The sequence below is a fragment of the Nocardioides ganghwensis genome (assembly GCF_014779655.1).
GTDB lineage: Bacteria > Actinomycetota > Actinomycetes > Propionibacteriales > Nocardioidaceae > Nocardioides > Nocardioides ganghwensis.
In genome coordinates, this window is sequence record NZ_JACXYX010000015.1 from 129,765 (window position 1) to 147,947 (window position 18,183).

General features: G+C 72.7%; 18 protein-coding genes and 1 tRNA gene. 13 read left to right on the forward strand and 6 right to left on the reverse strand.

Going from position 1 to position 18,183, the window contains the following annotated elements; all coding sequences use genetic code 11:
• Positions 1-24: 24 nt before the first annotated feature.
• Entirely contained in the window at positions 25-1,536 is a 1,512-nt protein-coding gene (locus tag IEZ24_RS16740; RefSeq protein WP_242498525.1) for a SulP family inorganic anion transporter, read from the reverse strand.
• A gap of 60 nt (positions 1,537-1,596) precedes the next feature.
• On the opposite strand from IEZ24_RS16740, the gene IEZ24_RS16745 reads away from it, so the two are divergent.
• From IEZ24_RS16745 to IEZ24_RS16755, 3 genes are all read left to right on the forward strand, one after another.
• Positions 1,597-1,989 carry a MerR family transcriptional regulator gene (locus IEZ24_RS16745; protein ID WP_129455764.1) on the forward strand — a complete coding sequence of 131 codons (393 nt, stop codon included), beginning with the start codon at positions 1,597-1,599 and terminating at the stop codon, positions 1,987-1,989.
• Positions 1,990-2,073: 84 nt separating this feature from the next.
• On the forward strand, positions 2,074-3,354 hold the full coding sequence (locus tag IEZ24_RS16750) for an LCP family protein (protein ID WP_129455765.1): 1,281 nt from the start codon (positions 2,074-2,076) through the stop codon (positions 3,352-3,354).
• Entirely contained in the window at positions 3,351-3,545 is a 195-nt protein-coding gene (locus IEZ24_RS16755; RefSeq protein ID WP_129455766.1) for a hypothetical protein, read from the forward strand. The genes IEZ24_RS16750 and IEZ24_RS16755 overlap by 4 nt, the downstream gene beginning before the upstream one ends.
• Positions 3,546-3,570: 25 nt before the next feature.
• On the opposite strand, the gene IEZ24_RS16760 is transcribed toward IEZ24_RS16755, so the two are convergent.
• The 3 genes from IEZ24_RS16760 to IEZ24_RS16770 form a co-directional block, all read right to left on the reverse strand.
• Positions 3,571-3,921, reverse strand: a complete 351-nt coding sequence (locus tag IEZ24_RS16760) for an MscL family protein (RefSeq protein ID WP_129455767.1) — start codon at positions 3,919-3,921, stop codon at positions 3,571-3,573.
• A gap of 60 nt (positions 3,922-3,981) precedes the next feature.
• On the reverse strand, positions 3,982-4,614 hold the full coding sequence (locus IEZ24_RS16765; protein WP_129455768.1) for an SAF domain-containing protein: 633 nt from the start codon (positions 4,612-4,614) through the stop codon (positions 3,982-3,984).
• Between the two features lie 79 nt (positions 4,615-4,693).
• Positions 4,694-5,014 (reverse strand): FmdB family zinc ribbon protein, encoded by a 321-nt coding sequence (locus tag IEZ24_RS16770; protein WP_129455769.1) that lies wholly within the window; start codon positions 5,012-5,014, stop codon positions 4,694-4,696.
• A gap of 102 nt (positions 5,015-5,116) precedes the next feature.
• On the opposite strand from IEZ24_RS16770, the gene IEZ24_RS16775 reads away from it, so the two are divergent.
• The gene (locus tag IEZ24_RS16775) at positions 5,117-7,747 is read left to right on the forward strand and encodes a penicillin acylase family protein (RefSeq protein ID WP_129455770.1); all 2,631 of its coding nucleotides are present in this window, start codon (positions 5,117-5,119) and stop codon (positions 7,745-7,747) included.
• A gap of 81 nt (positions 7,748-7,828) precedes the next feature.
• On the opposite strand, the gene IEZ24_RS16780 is transcribed toward IEZ24_RS16775, so the two are convergent.
• On the reverse strand, positions 7,829-8,431 hold the full coding sequence (locus IEZ24_RS16780; RefSeq protein WP_129455771.1) for a 5-formyltetrahydrofolate cyclo-ligase: 603 nt from the start codon (positions 8,429-8,431) through the stop codon (positions 7,829-7,831).
• A gap of 22 nt (positions 8,432-8,453) precedes the next feature.
• Here IEZ24_RS16780 and IEZ24_RS16785 point away from each other — a divergent pair, with 22 nt between their 5' ends.
• The 7 genes from IEZ24_RS16785 (at position 8,454) to IEZ24_RS16815 (ending at position 13,824) form a co-directional block, all read left to right on the forward strand.
• Positions 8,454-9,881 (forward strand): UTP--glucose-1-phosphate uridylyltransferase, encoded by a 1,428-nt coding sequence (locus tag IEZ24_RS16785; protein ID WP_129455772.1) that lies wholly within the window; start codon positions 8,454-8,456, stop codon positions 9,879-9,881.
• Positions 9,874-11,103: a molybdotransferase-like divisome protein Glp gene (gene glp, locus IEZ24_RS16790; protein ID WP_129455773.1), complete on the forward strand. Its 1,230-nt coding sequence runs from the start codon at positions 9,874-9,876 to the stop codon at positions 11,101-11,103. Before IEZ24_RS16785 ends, glp begins: the two co-directional genes overlap by 8 nt.
• Complete coding sequence (moaC, locus tag IEZ24_RS16795) at positions 11,103-11,594, forward strand: cyclic pyranopterin monophosphate synthase MoaC (protein ID WP_129455774.1); 492 nt, start codon at positions 11,103-11,105, stop codon at positions 11,592-11,594. The genes glp and moaC overlap by 1 nt, the downstream gene beginning before the upstream one ends.
• Positions 11,591-12,067: a MogA/MoaB family molybdenum cofactor biosynthesis protein gene (locus IEZ24_RS16800; protein WP_129455775.1), complete on the forward strand. Its 477-nt coding sequence runs from the start codon at positions 11,591-11,593 to the stop codon at positions 12,065-12,067. The genes moaC and IEZ24_RS16800 overlap by 4 nt, the downstream gene beginning before the upstream one ends.
• Before the next feature lie 59 nt (positions 12,068-12,126).
• Entirely contained in the window at positions 12,127-12,684 is a 558-nt protein-coding gene (locus tag IEZ24_RS16805) for a GNAT family N-acetyltransferase (RefSeq protein ID WP_242498526.1), read from the forward strand.
• Positions 12,685-12,744: 60 nt separating this feature from the next.
• Positions 12,745-13,683 (forward strand): divisome protein SepX/GlpR, encoded by a 939-nt coding sequence (sepX, locus tag IEZ24_RS16810; RefSeq protein ID WP_129455777.1) that lies wholly within the window; start codon positions 12,745-12,747, stop codon positions 13,681-13,683.
• Between the two features lie 68 nt (positions 13,684-13,751).
• Positions 13,752-13,824, forward strand: a tRNA-Ala gene (locus tag IEZ24_RS16815).
• 98 nt (positions 13,825-13,922) lie between these two features.
• On the opposite strand, the gene IEZ24_RS16820 is transcribed toward IEZ24_RS16815, so the two are convergent.
• Positions 13,923-14,489, reverse strand: coding sequence for a VOC family protein (locus IEZ24_RS16820; protein ID WP_129455778.1), 567 nt, complete (start codon positions 14,487-14,489; stop codon positions 13,923-13,925).
• Between the two features lie 106 nt (positions 14,490-14,595).
• On the opposite strand from IEZ24_RS16820, the gene IEZ24_RS16825 reads away from it, so the two are divergent.
• Entirely contained in the window at positions 14,596-17,415 is a 2,820-nt protein-coding gene (locus IEZ24_RS16825) for an AAA family ATPase (RefSeq protein ID WP_129455779.1), read from the forward strand.
• Between the two features lie 175 nt (positions 17,416-17,590).
• The coding region (locus tag IEZ24_RS16830) for an ABC transporter substrate-binding protein (RefSeq protein WP_224745402.1) at positions 17,591-18,183 on the forward strand (593 nt) is incomplete at its 3' end.

The following is an 18,183-nucleotide window of genomic DNA, read 5'->3' on the forward strand; positions in this document are numbered from 1 at the left end:
ATCAGGACGGTCGCCACGCGGCGGTCAGTGGGACGGCAGCGAGCCGGACAGCCGCTCGTGGCGCTCGGCGCTCGAGGGGTTGAGCCCGACGATCTCGACCGTCTTGCCCTTGTGGGCGTACTTGGTCGCGATCGCGTCCAGCGAGGCGACCGTGGAGGCATCCCACACGTGGGACTGCGAGAGGTCGATGACCACGTGGTCGGGGTCTCCGGCGTAGTCGAACTGGGTGTAGAGCTCGTTGCTGGAGGCGAAGAACAGCTCGCCCGTGACGCGGTAGACGGCGCTCGTCGTGCCGTCGCGGTCGACCACCAGGTCGCGGTGGGTCTCCGTGAGGTGCGCGACGCGGCGGGCGAACAGCGTCATCGCCGCCAGCACGCCGACCCCGACGCCGATGGCGAGGTTGTGGGTCACGACGGTGACCACGACGGTGGCGAGCATGACCGTGGTCTCCGACTTCGGCATCCGGCGCAGGGTCGAGGGCTGGACGGAGTGCCAGTCGAAGGTGCCGACCGACACCATGACCATGACCGCGACGAGTGCGGCCATCGGGATGAGTGCGACGACGTCGCCGAAGCCGACGACCAGGACGAGCAGGAAGACGCCGGCGAGGAACGTCGAGATGCGCGTCCGGGCGCCGGACGCCTTCACGTTGATCATCGTCTGGCCGATCATGGCGCAGCCGCCCATCCCGCCGAAGAAGCCGGTGACGACGTTGGCGGCGCCCTGGCCCCAGGCCTCGCGGGTCTTGTCGGAGCGGGTGTCGGTGATGTCGTCGACGAGCTTGGCCGTCAGCAGCGACTCGAGCAGGCCGACGAGCGCCATCGCCACGGCGTACGGGGCGATGACCTGCAGCGTCTCCAGCGTCCACGGCACGTCGGGCAGGAACAGCGACGGGAGACTGTCGGGCAGCTCGCCCTCGTCGCCGACGTCGGGCAGGGACAGGCCGGCGACGAGCGTGAAGGCGGTGAGCGCGACGATGGCGATCAACGGCGCGGGGACCACCCGGGTCACGCGGGGCAGGAGCACGATGGCGGCGATGCCGACGGCGACCATCGGGTAGACCAGCCACGGCACGCCGACCAGGTGCGGGACCTGGGCCAGGAAGATCAGGATCGCCAGGGCGTTGACGAACCCGACCATCACCTGGCGCGGGATGAACCGCATCAGCCGGGCCACTCCGGTGAGGCCGAGCACGACCTGGATGGCGCCGCCGAGCAGCACGGTGGCGATGAGGTGGTCGTAGCCGTGGTCGCGCATCACCGGCGCGATGACGAGCGCGATGGCGCCTGTCGCGGCCGAGATCATCGCCGGACGACCGCCGAGGAAGGCGATCGAGACCGCCATCGTGAACGAGGCGAAGAGGCCGATGCGCGGGTCGACCCCGGCGATGATCGAGAACGAGATCGCCTCGGGTATGAGCGCGAGCGCGACGACGAGGCCGGCGAGGACCTCGGTGCGCAGCAGCCGCGGCGAGCGCAGGGCGGCTCGTACGGTGGGCTCGGCGGGGGTGGCCATAGGCTCGGCGACGGCAGACACGGAGGGGAAACCTACCCTTACGTAACGGTAGGTTTGCAATCGGCGCGAAGGAGCGGACCCGTGGGTGACGAACCCGTCATGCAGATCGGCGAGGTCGCCACCCGTACGGAGCTCTCCCTGCGGAGCCTGCGGCACTGGGAGGAGGTCGGCCTCCTGACGCCCTCCGGGCGCACCGACGGAGGGTTCCGGCTCTACACCGAGTCCGACGTCGACAAGATCCTCGTGATCCGCCGGATGAAGCCGCTCGGGTTCACCCTCGACGAGATGAAGGCCGTCATGGGCGACCTCGAGGTGCTGGACGACGCGGCGGCCGACGAGTCCGCCCGCCGGGCCGCCCGCGAGCGCCTCGGAGCGGTGTCGGGGGAGGCGACCGAGCGTCGGCAGCGCCTGGTGCGGCAGCTCGACATGGCCGACGAGTTCATCGGACTGCTGGCGGCTCGGCGCGACGGATGAGCGCGCTGCAGAGAGCAGCAAACTTGCCGAAGTGAAGTAGATTCCGTCCCGGTCAGTCCATCCCACCCTGTCGAAGGTGAGCCCGTGTCCGACGAGTCGCGTCCGGAACCTGCTGCGGGCGTGCCCAAGCGCAAGGGCAAGGCCGCCCGCCGGCACACCGTCGGACGCGTGATCCTGATCAGCGCCGTCGTGCTCGCCCTCGTCACCGGGCTCGGCACGGTCTACTTCATCCGCCACCTGGACGGCAACATCGAGGGCATCTCCACCGACGCGCTCACCGACCGCCCCGACGAGGTCTACACCGGCAACGGCCAGCCCCTCGACATCCTGGTGATGGGCTCGGACTCGCGCGAGTGCGAAGGCTGCGACATCGACGCCGAAGGGGGCGGCGGGTCCGACACCACCATCCTCGTGCACCTGTCCGCGGACCGCAGCCGGGCGTACGCCGTGTCGATCCCTCGCGACTCCATCGTCGACCGACCCGAGGACGGCTGCGACTCCCCGGCGGCGACCGAGGTGATGTGGAACCAGGCCTACGGGATCGGCGGCCCCGTGTGCACGCTGGCCCAGGTCGAGCAGAACACCGGCATCCGGGTCGAGCACTTCGTCGTCGTCGACTTCGCCAGCTTCGGGTCGATGGTCGACGCGGTCGACGGCGTGCCGGTGTGCGTGCCCGAGGACATCGTCGACCGGCCGCGCCAGATCTTCGTGCCGAAGGGCGACCCGTCGGTGCTCACCGGTGACCAGGCCCTCGACTACGTCCGGGCCCGCTACGTCGGCGACAAGATCCAGCAGAACGACATCTCGCGCATCCGACGCCAGCAGGAGTTCATCGGCGCGCTCGTGCGCAAGGTCCTCTCGGCCGGCACCCTGACCCGGCTCGACAAGGTCGTGCGCTTCCTCGACGCGGCGACGGAGTCGCTGCAGACCGACGAGGAGTTCGCCAGGGTCACCCGCCTGGGCAAGGTGGCGATGCAGCTGCAGGGCATCGGCCTCGACAAGATCAAGTTCGTCACGCTGCCGACGGACTACTACCCGGTCGACTCCGAGTTCAGCGGCAAGGTGTTCTGGAAGCCCGAGGCCGACCGGATCTGGAAGCTGATCGCCCAGGACAAGGAGATCCCGGCGCGGCTGCTGAAGGGGACCTCCACCAGCGCTGAGCCGCCCGCGAGCTCGACGCAGTCGCCGACCGAGACCGGCTCGCCCGGCGAGACCGCGTCGGAGACCCCGTCCGAGACCCCGTCGGAGACGCCCACCGAGACGCCGTCCGACACGGCCAGCGAGACCCCGTCGGAGACGGAGACCCCCGAGGCCCCGGAGAGCACGACGCCGCCGGAGGAGCAGATCTTCGGCGTCTGCGCATGAGCACCACGCCAGGTTCTCCTCCGGCACCTGACGAGGGTGCGGAGTCGGACTGGGAGCGGCGTCGCCGGCTGGCCGAGGTCTTCGGTGAGGGAGTGCCCGAGCAGACCAGCGACGACAGCGACGCGCGCGAGGACCGCCCCGGCAAGGGCGACGACTGGTACCGCGACCAGGTCCCGCCGCACCACGGCTGAGCGCTCGCGCCCAGCGGTGAAAGGATCAGACGGAGCCGTTGCGCGCCTTGAGCAGGTCGCGGATCTCCTCGAGGAGGGCCACGTCGGCGGGGGCGCCGGCCTCCTCTGACGGGAAGAAGCGCTCCTTGGCCTTCGTGTAGGGGAGCACGATGAAGAAGTAGACGACCGTCGCCATGATCAGGAACGCGATCAACGCGTTGAGGAAGGCGCCGAAGCTGCCGGTCTCGTCGCTGAAGAAGTCGTCGCCCACCGGGAGCAGCCCGGTGAGCCACTCGGTGAACGTGGTCGTCACGGCTGCGAACGCCAGCGCCATGATCAGACCGGTGGCGATCTCGATCAGGTTGCCCTTCAGGACGAAGGCCTTGAAGCCACTCATGGTGTATCTCCCTCGTGTCGGGCCCCGAGAGGAGCCGCTGATGAGTGAACGCACCTCACACTAGCGGTTCCACGACACGGTCAGGAACTGCGTCAGCGCCGCCCCGGCGATGTCCACCGCCTCCCCGGCGCTCGCGCCGACCACCACGAGGGCCCCGCCGCTCCCGCCGGCCGGTCCCTCCGGCACCCCGGTCGGGGTGGCGAGCACGGTGACGTCGCTCGCCACGATCGTGGACGACCCGGTGCCGGGATCGGTCGCGAGCAGGTCGACCTCGTCGCCGGCTCGCAGCAGCGCGGCCATGCCCGCGTCGGGCAGCCGCACCGGCACGACCGTGTCGCCGGCCTCGGCGAGCGCGAGGCGGGGACCGACGAGGCGTACGTCCGTCACGACCTCGCCCCGCGCGATCGGGGCGGCGAGCACACGGCCAGTCGGTGAGGTGGCCGCGGCCGCGGGTGCCAGGTCGGCCGGCCAGGCGCGACTGACGACGTCGTCCTCGCCGATCACCGCCCCGGACGGCAGGTCGCGGGCGGCGACGAGCACCTCGACCGTCGCGGGCGGTGCCGGGGCGAGCGTGTGCAGCGCGCTCAGCACCGCGAGCGCCGTCAGCGTCGCGGCGATCGGTCGACGGCGGCGCCGCAGCTGGTGGCGTACGGCGCGGAGCCGGCGGCGGGCGGGCGGGAGTCCCGGGAACATGCGTCGACGCTAGGCCGGACGGGCGTGCTCCCGCTCGGCCTCTCCACAGGAGCCTCGAACCCTGCGAGCAGCCGGAGGTTCAGTCGGACGACGAGGCCGACGACGAGGAGGTCGACGAGGAGGTCGACGAGGAGGTCGACGCGGCGGCGGAGCTGCCGGACGACCCGTCGGAGGAGGTCGACGCCGCGGCGGGGGTCGAGGCGGGGGTCGAGGACGACGAGCCGGAGCGGCTGTCGGTGCGGTAGAACCCCGAGCCCTTGAAGACCACGCCGACGGCGTTGAACAGCTTGCGCAGCTTGCCGTCGCACTCGGGGCAGACGGTCAGCGCGTCCTCGCTGAAGCTCTGGAACTGCTCGAAGGAGTGGCCGCACTCGGTGCAGGCGTACTGGTAGGTCGGCATGTGGGTCCTTTGAGAGCGACGGGCGGAGATCAGCCGGGCCGGCGCGACGCGCTGGCACTCTGGCCCTTCGACTGCCAATGGTACGGCACAATGGGGGAGGACATGAGTGAGCCTGCACCCACCCCCGAGACCGACACCGCCGAGCCCACGCGTGGCTCCCGGTGGCAGACCTTCAAGCGCGCACCCCGGGCGGTGCGGTGGACCGCCTGGACGGCACTGGCCCTGGTGCTGGTCCTCGTCGTCCTCGCGGCCGCCGTCGTGGTGGTCGTACGCCGCCCGCTGCCCCAGACCTCGGGCGAGATCGAGGTGCCGGGCCTGTCCGCGTCGGTCGAGGTGGTGCGTGACCAGCACGGCATCGCGCAGGTCTACGCCGACACCGACGCCGACCTGATGTTCGCGCAGGGCTTCGTGCACGCGCAGGAGCGTTTCTTCGAGATGGACGTCCGCCGCCACGTGACGGCCGGGCGGCTCTCGGAGATCTTCGGCCCCGACACCCTCGAGACCGACCGCTTCATCCGCACGATGGGGTGGCGACGCGTCGCCGAGCGCGAGTGGGCGCTGCTGGAGCCGGCCACCCGCGACGCGCTCTCGGCGTACGCCGACGGGGTCAACGCCTACATCGCCGAGCGCAGCCCTTCCGAGCTCGCCACGGAGTACAGCGTGCTCGGTCTCAGCGGGCTCGACTACACGCCCGAGGAGTGGCAGCCGGTCGACTCGCTCGCGTGGCTGAAGGCGATGGCGTGGGACCTCCGCGGCAACATGGACGCCGAGGTCGACCGGGTGCTGCTCTCGCTCGACCACACCGAGGACGAGATCGCCGCGCTCTGGCCGTCCTACCCCTTCGACGAGCACCCGCCGATCGTGGACGGGGGCGGCGTGGTCGACGGCGTGTTCGAGCAGAACGCGACGGGCAACGCCACCCGCAACCCGCGTCGCCCGGCGTACCCGCAAGGCGTGGTCGACGCGCTCGAGCGGGTCCAGGACCGGCTCGACGCGATGCCCGAGCTGGTGGGCAAGGGGCGTGGCATCGGCAGCAACTCGTGGGTCGTCGACGGCGAGCACAGCGCCACCGGGAAGCCGATCCTCGCCAACGACCCGCACCTGGGCATCAGCCAGCCGGGCATCTGGATGCAGATGGGCCTGCACTGCCGCGAGATGTCGGCCGACTGCACGCTCGACACGTCGGGCTTCACGTTCTCCGGCGTTCCGGGCGTGATCATCGGCCACAACGCCGACATCGCCTGGGGCATGACCAACCTCGGCCCCGACGTCACCGACCTCTTCCTCGAGCAGACCGAGGGCGACGACCGCTACGTCCGCGACGGCGAGACCGAGCCGATGCAGGTCCGCACCGAGATCATCGAGGTGCGCGGCGAGGACGACGTCGAGCTGCGGGTGCGCGAGACCGTCCACGGCCCCCTGATCAGTGACGTGTCGCCTGCGTTCGCCACCGTCGGCGCCAACGCCCCGACCGACGAGCCCGGGGAGCGGGGCAGCGGGTACGCCGTCGCGCTGGCGTGGACCGCCCTCGACCCGGCCCCCACCGCGGACGCGATCCTCGCGTTCAACCGTGCCTCGGACTGGGACGAGTTCCGCGCGGCGGCGGCCGACTTCTCCGTGCCCGCGCAGAACCTCGTGTACGCCGACCGCGAGGGCCACATCGGCTACCAGTCGCCCGGCCGGATCCCGATCCGCCGGGCCGGCAACGACGGCACGATGCCGGTCGAGGGCTGGGTCAGCGCCAACGACTGGACCGGTGACTACGTCCCCTTCGACGGCCTGCCGAGCGTCCTCGACCCCGAGGAGGGGTTCATCGCGACCGCCAACCAGGCCGTGGTCGGCGAGGACTACCCCTACCTGCTCACCGAGGACTGGGACTACGGCTACCGGTCGACCCGGATCCGCGAGCTGCTCGAGGCCGAGGGCGAGCTGTCCGTCGAGGAGATGGCCGAGCTCCAGCTCGACTCCGTCAACCCGATGGCCGAGACGCTCGTGCCCTACCTCCTCGACGTCGAGCGGCTGCCGTCGCCCTACTACCGCAACGCGCAGAACCTGCTCCGCGGCTGGGACTTCACCTCGCCCGCCGACAGCGCCGCCGCGGCCTACTTCAACGCCGTGTGGCGCACCCTGCTGCAGAAGACCTTCCACGACGACCTGCGCCAGCGCACCTGGCCCGACGGCGGCGACCGCTGGTTCCGCGTGGTCGGCGAGATGCTGACCGAGCCCGCCGGTCCGTGGTGGGACGACTCGACCACCGACGACACGGTCGAGACCCGCGACGACATCCTCCGCGCCGCCCTCATCGACGCGCGCGACGAGATGACCCGACGGCAGTCCCGCGACCCGAAGCTGTGGGAGTGGGGCCGGCTGCACCGGATGGACCTGCGCAACGCCACGCTGGGCGAGTCCGGCATCGCGCCGGTCGAGCGACTGTTCAACCGCACCGGCTGGGAGGTCGGCGGCGGCTCGTCGATCGTCGACGCGACGTCGTGGAACGCGGTCGAGGGCTACGGGGTGACCGCGGCGCCCTCGATGCGGATGGTGGTCTCGACAGCCGACTGGGACGACTCGCGGTGGATCAACCTCACCGGCGTCTCGGGGCACCCGGTGTCCGCGCACTACTCCGACCAGACCGAGCTGTTCGTCGACGGGGAGACCCTGCCCTGGGCCTGGTCGCGCGGCGCCATCGAGGAGGCCGCCGAGGACCGGCTGGTGCTGACGCCCGCGGGGTGAGCCCCACCTGCCCCGGGAACCACCGGTCCACCGGTGGTTGCCTAGGTTCTCACCCGTTGCAACGGGTGAGAACCCGACGGATCACCGGGCAACCGGTGGTTGCGACAACGGAGTGACCCCGCTCGCGGTCAGCGCGAACCCGACCCGTACGTCGTGCGGCTCCGAGGGCACGGCGACGCCGACCTCGTCGTCGAAGAGCACGACGGCGACGGGCGTACCGGCCGGGACCCGGGGCAGGACCCGGTCGTAGCAGCCGCCGCCCTGACCGAGCCGCTCGCCGGCGGGGGAGACCCCGAGGCCGGGCACGAGCACGACGTCGGCGGTGCGGATCGCGTCGCGACCCAGCCGCGGGCCGGTCGGCTCGTAGAGCCCGCGCGTCGCCGGCGCGAGGGCGTCGGGACCGTCGTAGACCGCCCAGTCGAGGTCGAGGTCGGGCAGCACCACCGGCAGGATCACCCGCTTGCCCGCGGCCACCAGTGCGTCGAGCAGCAGCCCGGTGCCCGGCTCGCTGCCGACCGACACGTACGCCGCGACGGTGGCGGCGTCGCGGACCGGTGCCCACTGCAGGGCGACCCGCGAGACGTCGGCGGCGAAGTCCGCCGCGGCACCGAGCGGTCGGCGCCTGCGCGCGGCGCGTACCTGGTCACGGAGTGCCGTCTTGGCCGGCGAGTGTCCTGCTCCCACGTCGGCAGCCTACGATCGAAGCATGGCAAGCAAGGGCAACCCCCAGGGTCTCGCGCTCGCGCGCGAGAAGATGCGGCAGGCCGGGGTGGACGAGGTCGCGATCGACACGTTCGCGCACTACTACCGGCTCCTCGAGCACGGGGAGACCGGCATGATCGCCGAGGACTCGATCGAGCCGCTCGACATGGAGTCGATCGCCGACGTCGAGGTGGCCGACGACGTGGCCGCCGAGGCGATCCGCGCGACCGCGGTCATCAAGCTCAACGGCGGCCTCGGCACGTCGATGGGCATGGACCGCGCGAAGTCGCTGCTGTGCGTGCGCCGGGGGCTGAGCTTCCTCGACATCATCGCCCGGCAGGTGCTGCACCTGCGCAAGCAGTACGACGCGCCGCTGCCGCTGATGTTCATGAACTCCTTCCGCACCTCGGCCGACACCATGGCGGCGCTCGCCCGCTACGAGGACCTCCCGGTCGAGGGGCTGCCGCTGGAGTTCCTGCAGAACAAGGAGCCCAAGCTCCTGGTCGCCGACCTGATGCCCGCGGCGTACCCGAAGGCCCCCGACCTCGAGTGGTGTCCGCCCGGCCACGGTGACATCTACACCGCGCTGCGCGGCACGGGCCTGCTCACGCAGCTGCTGGCGGCGGGCTACCGCTACGTGTTCGTCTCCAACTCCGACAACCTCGGCGCGGTGCCCGACGCGCGGGTGGCCGGCTGGTTCGCGCAGAGCGGGGCGCCGTTCGCGATCGAGGCGGTGCGGCGTACGCCGTCGGACCGCAAGGGCGGCCACTTCGCCCGCCGGAAGGCCGACGGCCGCATCGTGCTGCGCGAGTCGGCGCAGACGCTCGACGTGGACAAGGAGGCGCTGAGCGACCTCGACCGCCACCGCTACTGCTCCACCAACAACCTCTGGTTCGACGTCCAGGCGATGGTCGACGCCCTCGACGCGCGCGGCGGCATCCTCGGCCTGCCGCTCATCCGCAACGTCAAGCACCTCGACCCCGCCGACCCCAGCACGCCCGAGGTCATCCAGATCGAGACCGCGATGGGCGCCGCGATCGAGGTCTTCGAGGGCGCCCGCACGATCGAGGTCGGCCGCGACCGGTTCGTCCCGGTCAAGACCACCGACGACCTGCTGGTGCTGCGCTCCGACGTCTACGACATCGGCAAGGACTTCGTGCTCGACCAGTCGGGCGACGAGGTGCCCTACGTGTCCCTCGACGGCGACTTCTACAAGCTGGTCGGCGACTTCGACAAGCGCTTCCCCGAGGGGGCGCCGTCGCTGCGCGAGGCGGACTCGTTCACCGTCGACGGTGACTGGACCTTCGGCCAGGGCGTCCGCGTCGTCGGCGACGTCAAGCTGCAGGCGTCCGCGGCGCAGCGGGTCGCGCCCGGCACGGTGCTGAGCGAGCAGGACGCGGCCCAGGGCTCGGCCCGGGACACCGATGGCTGACCTGCTGCCGGTCGCCGACTACGTCGAGCGCATCCTCGCCACGGTCTCCCCGCTCCAGGCGTTCCCCCAGCCCCTCATGGAGGCTCTCGGCCTCGCGCTGGCCGAGGACGTCGTGGCACCGATCTCCCTGCCGAGCTTCGACAACTCCGCGATGGACGGCTACGCCGTGGTCGCCGAGGACGTCGCCGCCGCCACCGCGGACGACCCCGTGACCCTGCCGGTCGTCGGCGAGATCGGGGCCGGGCAGTCGTCGATCCTGGCGCTCTCGCCCGGCACCGCGGTCAAGATCATGACCGGCGCGCCCGTCCCGGCCGGCGCGACCACGGTGGTCCCCTACGAGTGGACCGACAGGGGCGTCGCCACCGTCCGCATCGACCGGGCCGCGACGCCCGGCCAGCACATCCGGCCCACCGGCGACGACATCGCCGAGGGCGACATGCTGCTCGAGGAGGGCACCGTCCTCGGCCCCCGCCACCTCGGCATGCTGGCCGCGGTCGGCCGGGCCACCGTACGCACCCGCCCGCGCCCGCGGGTGGTCGTGATCTCCACCGGGTCCGAGCTCCGCGACCCCGGCACGCCGCTCGGCCACGACTCGATCTACGACGGCAACTCCTACCTCCTCGCCGCGGCCGCCCGGGCCGCCGGCGCCATCGCCTACCGCGTCGGGATCGTGCCCGACGAGGCCCACGCCTTCACCGAGGCGCTGAGCGACCAGCTCGTCCGCGCCGACCTCGTCGTCACGAGCGGGGGAGTGAGCGAGGGTGACTACGACGTCGTCAAGGAGTCGTTGTCGCACCACGGCTCGATGTGGTTCGGCGGCGTCGGCATGCAGCCGGGCAAGCCGCAGGGGTTCGGCACGATCGGCGAGGACGACACCCCGGTCTTCACCCTGCCGGGCAACCCGGTCTCGTCCTACGTCTCGTTCGAGATGTTCGTGCTGCCTGCGATCCGCCGGATGATGGGCAAGCTGCCCTACGTACGCCCGGCCGGCCGCGCGCGGCTGACCCACGGGCTGTCCTCGCCCGAGGGCAAGGTGCAGCTGGTGCGCGGGCTCTACGAGACCGACCGCGGCGGCACCTTCGTCTCGCCGGTCGGCGGCCACGGGTCCCACCTCATCGGCGACCTCGCGACCGCCAACTGCCTCATCGAGGTGCCGGCCGACACCACCGCGATCGCCGCCGGCGAGATGGTGGCGATCCGCAAGCTCGACGAGGAGTTCTGATGGCCTCCGAGGACCACGCCGGTGCCGCCCGGCTCACCCACGTCGACGACAGCGGCGCCGCGCGCATGGTCGACGTCGGCGACAAGCCCGTCACGACCCGTACGGCCTCGGCCACCGGCCGCGTGCTCGTGAGCCCGACCGTGGTCGAGCTGCTGCGTGGCGAGGGCGTGCCCAAGGGTGACGCGCTCGCCGTGGCCCGCATCGCCGGGATCATGGGGGCCAAGCAGACGCCCGCGCTGGTCCCGCTGTGCCACCCGCTCGCGATCTCGGGCGTGACCGTCGACCTCGAGGTCACCGACGAGTCCGTCGACATCACCGCCACCGTCCGCACCACCGACCGCACCGGCGTCGAGATGGAGGCGTTGACCGCCGTCTCGGTGGCCGCGCTCACCGTCGTCGACATGGTCAAGGCCGTCGACAAGGCGGCCGTCATCACCGACATCCGGGTCGAGACCAAGACCGGCGGTCGCTCGGGGGACTGGTCGCGATGAGCCTCCCCGCGGCCGTCGTCGTCGCCTCCAACCGCGCCGCGGCAGGGACGTACGCCGACGAGACCGGTCCGCTGATCGCCGACTGGCTGCGCGGGCAGGGGTTCGACTGCGGCGAGCCGGCCGTCGTGCCCGACGGCGACCCGGTCCGCGAGGCGATCTCCGCCGCAGTGGCGGCCGGGGCGCGCCTGGTCCTCACCACGGGCGGCACGGGTCTGACCCCGACCGACCGCACCCCCGAGGCGACCGCTGCGCTCCTCGACCGCGAGGTGCCGGGCATCGCCGAGGCGATCCGCGCGGCGGGCGTCGCCAAGGGCGTGCCGACGGCGATGCTCTCGCGCGGCCTGGCGGGCCTCGTCGGGGACTGCCTGGTCGTCAACCTCCCCGGGTCGCGCGGCGGCGTGAAGGACGGCCTCGGTGTGCTCGAGCCGGTCGTGCGCCACGCCGTCGAGCAGGTCGTCGGGAGCGACCACTGAGCGCGCTGTCCGGCGACGCGCCGGGCTGGCCGGCCCGCCTGGAGTCCGAGGGCGTCGTCGTGCGTCCGCTCAGGCGCGCCGACGCCGACGAGTGGCAGGCCGTGCGCGCCCGCAACCACGACTGGCTGCGGCCGTGGGACGCGACCGTCCCGCCGGGTGCCGCGCCGCGTCCGTCGTCCTACAAGGTCGTCACCCGGTCGCTGCTGCAGCAGGCCAGGCAGGGACTCTGCCTGCCGTTCGTGATCGAGGTCGAGGGCCGCTTCTCCGGCCAGGTGACGGTGAGCAACGTGGCGCGGGGGTCGGCGCAGTGGGCGTCGATCGGCTACTGGGTCTCCGCCGACGTCGCCGGGCGCGGGGTCGCGCCGCGTGCGGTGGGCCTGGTGATCGACCACTGCCTCGGCCCGGTGCGGCTGCACCGCGTGGAGATCTGCGTGCGCCCCGAGAACACCAACTCGCTGCGGGTCGTGGAGAAGCTCGGCCTCGAGCAGGTCGGGTACGCCCCGCGGTTCCTGCACATCGACGGGGCGTGGCGCGACCACCGGATCTTCGCCGTCACCGCCGAGGAGGCACCCGAAGGGGTCCTCGCACGGCTCTCGACACATCAGTCACACCAGTAGTTCTGCGACACACCACTTGACATCCGCCCCGCTCACGCTCCACGCTCCTACGCTTCGGACGTGGACCTGAGCGCTCTCATCTTCGTCGCCCTTGCCGTGGCGTGGGCCGTCTACCTGATCCCCAAGGCCCTCAAGCACCACGACGAGGTCGTCCGCAGCCGTTCCGTCGAGAAGTTCTCGCACACCATGCGGGTCCTCGCGCGCCGCGAGCCCGTCGACCGGCGCAGCGCGCGCCTGGTCGTCTCGCCCGTCCGCGCCTCCCTGCGACCGCCGGTGGAGACCAAGGCCCACGCGCAGCCCGTCGCCGAGACGGTCAGCGCGTCCGTGACCACGACGGTGACCCGCGAGGTCACCGCCCCCGTCGCCCGTACGCCGCGCACCTCGCCCGTCGCCGAGCGCGCCTCCGCCCGCCGTGCCGCGAAGCGCCGCCGCAACGTCCTCGCCCTCGTCCTGCTGGCCAACACCGTCGTCATCGGCCTGGCCGCCGCGTCCGTCATCGCGTGGCCGTGGGTCGCCGCGCCCGCCGCGGTGCTCGTCGCCTGGCTGGTCGCCTGCCGGGTCTCCGTACGCGCCGAGCGTCGCCAGCGCACCGCCCGCTCCGCGATCGAGATCGGCCTGCCGCCGCTCATCGAGGAGGAGCAGGGCGACCTCACCGGCGAGCTGCCGGTCACGCCGCCCCAGCCGCGCGTCCCCGCCGCCCCGGCGGCCCCCGAGCCGTCCGAGTCGTCCCCGGCCGCCGACGCGCCGGGCGTGGTCACCGGCGAGATCCCGGTCGTCGGCGGGTGGGACATGGTGCCCACCACGCTCCCGACCTACGTCAACAAGCCGGCCGCGGCGCGGCGTACGGTCTCCACCATCGACCTCGACTCCACCGGCGTCTGGTCCAGCGGCCGCAACGACGAGGACTCCGCCCTCGCCCGGTCCGCCGAGCAGTCCGCGCGCACCGCCCGCGAGGCCGACGAGTCCGAGCGCGAGGCCCGTCGCGCGAGCGGCGCCTGAGCCGGTCCGGGCCGATTGGGTGGGCCGCAGAACGCTCGTGTATCTTGGCGTCGCGCCGTGAGGCGCATGGGGCTGTGGCGCAGTTGGTAGCGCGTCTCGTTCGCAATGAGAAGGTCAGGGGTTCGAATCCCCTCAGCTCCACCCCTTGTGGTCTCCCATGAGATCCCGGACAGCCCGGACCGTTCAGGGTCCGGGCTGTTGCTCTTCCCGGACGCGGTCCGTTCGAGGGGCGACCGGGCTCAGCCCGCCGGCGCGGAGTGGTCGCGGACGACGTACGAGGCGTCGACGTTCTCGGCGACGAAGGTCGCGATGTCCGCGGAGGTCATCTGCCCGGTCGCCATCGCCGCCTGCGCGGCGGTCATGAGCTCGTTGGAGCAGGAGAGCTCGAGGGCGATGTCGTCCGGGTCGCGGAAGTTCAGGTGGGAGCCGAACGTCTCGTCGCGGATCGGGGTGTAGCGCACGCCGAGGTCGTCGAAGCGCGCCTGCCACCACTCGAGCTCCTCGCGCGACGCCGACGCGAGTCCGAGGTGGTCGACGCCGACGTCGAGCTCGGAGAACGGCCGGCCGGTGCCGCCGTCGTGGACCAGCAGGGCGAGGACGAAGCCCGTCGCGGGGTGCATGCAGATGCGTCCGGTGCCGACGTCCATCACGACGACGAAGCCGAGCACCTCGGTGTAGAAGCGCTCACTGACGTCGAGGTCGGTCACGGTCAGCGCCACGTGGTCGATGCCGGCGAAGCCCGGCGCGGCCTGGGTCATGGCTGGTCCGCCCGCGCCCGCGGTGGCCGTGCGACGTGCGCGGCTCATCGACGTGCCGTCCGCTGCGGGCGGTAGGGCGGCATGAAGCGCCACGGCACGTAGGCCCAGCCGGGGGAGCGCATGACGCGCTCCAAGGTCTCTAGCATGTGATGCGATGTCCACATGGGGACCACCTCCTGGTGTTGAACGTCCCGGCAACCCTGGCTCCGGGGCGCCTGCTCCCGCGTCCGGCAAATCCCCCAACTCGCCGCGCGACCTGGTCGGCCGCGACCGCGAGCTGGGTGTCGTCCGGCAGCTGCTGGACCACGTCCGGGCCGGCGAGGCCGCCGCGCTCCACGTCGAGGGGGAGCCCGGGATGGGCAAGACCCTTCTCCTGCAGCAGGTGCGGTCGATGGCCGTCGGGTTCACCTGCCTGTCCGCGACCGGGATCGAGTCCGAGGCGACGCTCGCCCACGCGGGGCTGCTCGAGCTGCTCACCCCGGTCCGGCACCTGCTGGGCGAGGTCCCCGAGGGGCAGGCCGCCGCCCTCGGAGTCGCGCTCGGCTGGACCTCCTCGGGCGCACCGGCGGACCGGTTCCTCGTGGCGGCGGGCACGCTGTCGCTGCTGGCGGCCGCGGCGGTCCGGACGCCGGTGCTGGTGCTGGTAGACGACCTGCACTGGCTCGACCGGGAGTCGGCGGACGCGATCCTCTTCGCGGCGCGCAGGCTCAACGCGGACGCCGTCGGGTTCGTGACCAGCGCGCGCAGCGGCGTGCTCCCCCCGGAGCTGGTGCACGGCCTGCCCGCGCTGCACCTCGGCGGTCTGGACGACCGCGAGGCGGGCGAGCTCCTGCGAGCAGACGTGGCGGCTCCCGTGGTCCGACAGCTCACCGACCTCACCGGGGGCAACCCGCTCGCCCTGCTCGAGGTCTCCGGTCGCCTCAGCGCAGCCCAGCGGGTGGGGGCCTCGCCCCTGCCCGACGCGCTGCCCGTGGGAGCGCGGCTGCACACGGTCTACGACGCGGTCGTGGGCGCGCTGCCCGACCACGTACGTCTCGCGGTGCTGCTGACCGCCCTGGACCGGGGCGTGGCGCCGAGCGCCGCTCCTGCGGAGTCGTTCGACGAGGCCGTGGCCCGGGGGGTGCTCGTCGCCGACGGCGTCGGTCACGGATTCCGGCACCCGCTGATCCGCTCCGCGGCGTTGCGGCTCGCCTCGCCGAGCGAGCTGCGCGACGCGCACCGGCTGCTGGCGGGCCACGTCCCCCGGGGATCGGCCGCACACGCGCACCACTGCGCGGCGGCAGCCACGGGTCCCGACGACCTCGTCGCGGACGCCCTGGCGCAGACCGCCGCGGCCGCGCGGTCGCGGCTGGGCTACGCCGCGGCCTCGGCTGCCCTCGAGCGCTCCGCGCTGCTGACCCGCGACCACCGGGTCGCCGCCGACCGGCTCGCCGCCGCCGCGCAGGACGCGTTCGTGGCAGGCGACCTGGCGCTCACCCGCGGGCTGGTCGACCGGGTGCTGGCCTCGTCCGGCGCCTCGGCCGAGACCCGGGGCCGGGCCCACTTCACGCTCGGGATGATGGAGCAGTACGCCGGGTCGGTGGCGCGTGCGGCGGACCATCTCGCCGGCGCGTGCGCCGCGCTGGAGGGCGCCGAGCTGGTGGACGCCCTGACCGAGAGGGCGCTGGTCGCCTTCCGGCTCAACGACCTCGCGACGTTCGCGGACTGCGCGGCCGGGATCGAGGCTGCCGCTGACGTGGACGACCCTGCGCAGCACCTGCGCCTGCGCTTCACCGGTGGCATGGCGAGGGCGATCGCCGGTGACCACGAGTCGGCCCAGGGCATGCTCGGCGGGCTGACCGACCTCGCCCTGTCGGAGGAGCTCCGGGACGACCCCCGGTCCCTCCTTCTCGTGGCCCTGGCCGCGGGCCTGACCGGCACGGTGGGCGATGCGCTGGCTCGCGCCGCGGGCCGGGTCGACGACGTCAGGCGCCGGGGGGCGATCGGCGTGCTGATGCCGATCCTGGCGATCAGCGCGTCCGGCCGGGCGATGGTCGGCGACCACGCGGGTGCCTTCGCCGAGGCCGGCGAGGCGGTGGAGCTGGCGGACTGGCTGGGGTACGTCGCCGACGCCGCCGTCGCCGTCGAGCAGCTCGCCTGGCAGTACGCCGCCCGAGGTCTCCACGACGAGGCCCGGGCGGCACTGGAGCGGGCCCGGCGGCTCATCGACCGGGCCGAGACGACGACCGCGGCCGCCCACCACGCGATCACGGCCGCGTTCTGCGCGCTGTGCCGCGAGGACCTCGCGCTCGTGGTGGACCTGCTCGAGGCCCGCATCGCGATCGACGGCGGTGTCGGCGCGATGGGTGAGCCCCTCGGCGTCGCGCCCCTGCTCGTCGAGGCCTACGTCGGCCTGGGTCGCGCCGACGACGCGCGGAGCCTCTCGCAGCGGCTCGCCGATGCCACGCCGGTGGCCTCGCCGGTCGAGCTCACCGCGCAGGTCCAGCGGTGCCGGGCGTTGACGGCCGGGGACCGGGCCGAAGCGCACCGGTCCTTCGAGGCGGCCCTCGAGTCGTACGCCGCCCACCCCGATGCCTTCGAACGCGCCCGGACGCACCTGATGTTCGGGTCCCGGCTGCGGCGGGACGGCCTGCGCGTCCTCGCGCGAGAGCAGCTCCGCGCCGCGCACGAGACGTTCACCGAGCTGGAGCTGACCCGCTGGGTCCGGGTCGCGGCCGCCGAGCTGGACGCCACCGGCGCGACCGTCCGGACGGCAGGCGACGGCGAGCCTCGCGACCTGACGTCGCAGGAGACGCGAGTGGCCCTGCTGGTCGCGGCGGGGAAGTCCAACAAGGAGGTCGCTGCCGCCCTCTTCCTCAGTCCCAGGACGGTCGAGCGCCACCTCGGCAGCGTCTTCCGGAAGAAGGGCTTCCGCTCGCGCACCGAGCTCGCCCGCGCCTTCGCCGCGCGGGGGGACGCCGGCGCCGGCGGCTGAGGGGCGTACGGCCGAGCTGTCGGGCCCGGCCGAGACCGCTTCGTTATCTCGGCGTCCTTCCGAGATCCGATCGTGACAGTCGCCCACTCCGCCGGCCGGTGGGCGCCTCCTAGCGTCGTGCTGACCACGGGGGACCACCGTCCTCGGTGATGACATGACAGAAAGGCTGGACAGCATGAAGCGGAACAAGCCGCTCGCACTCGTTGCTGGTGCCGCCCTCCTGACGCTCGCTGCCTGTGGCGGCGGTTCGTCGGAGGACGGTGGCTCCAACGGCTCGGGTTCGGACCGAGAGTTCGGCGACCAGGAGGGGGGCACCAAGGACGCTGAGCGTCAGGGCCCCGCTGCCGAGGTCGAGGGCGCGACCCCGGGTGGGACCATCACGGTCTACCTGCCGGGCGACCCCGGTCCGGACTCGCTCGACCCCACCGGTGGCTGGTCGGTCACCGGCAACTCGATCCAGCAGGCGCTCACGAGCCGCTCGCTGACCCAGTACGTGCGTGACGAGAACGGCCAGCCGGTGCTGGTTCCCGACCTCGCCACCGACCTCGGCACGCCCAACGAGGACTTCACGGAGTGGACCTTCACCATCCGTGAGGACGCCACGTGGGAGGACGGCAAGCCCGTCACGGCCGAGGAGGTCGCGTTCGGCATCTGTCGTTCGCTGGACTCCGAGGCGTTCCCGTCGGGTCCGGGCACCGAGTACTCCAAGCACTACTTCGCTGGTGCTGAGGAGTACGAGGGCCCCTACACCGGCAAGGACCCCAAGTG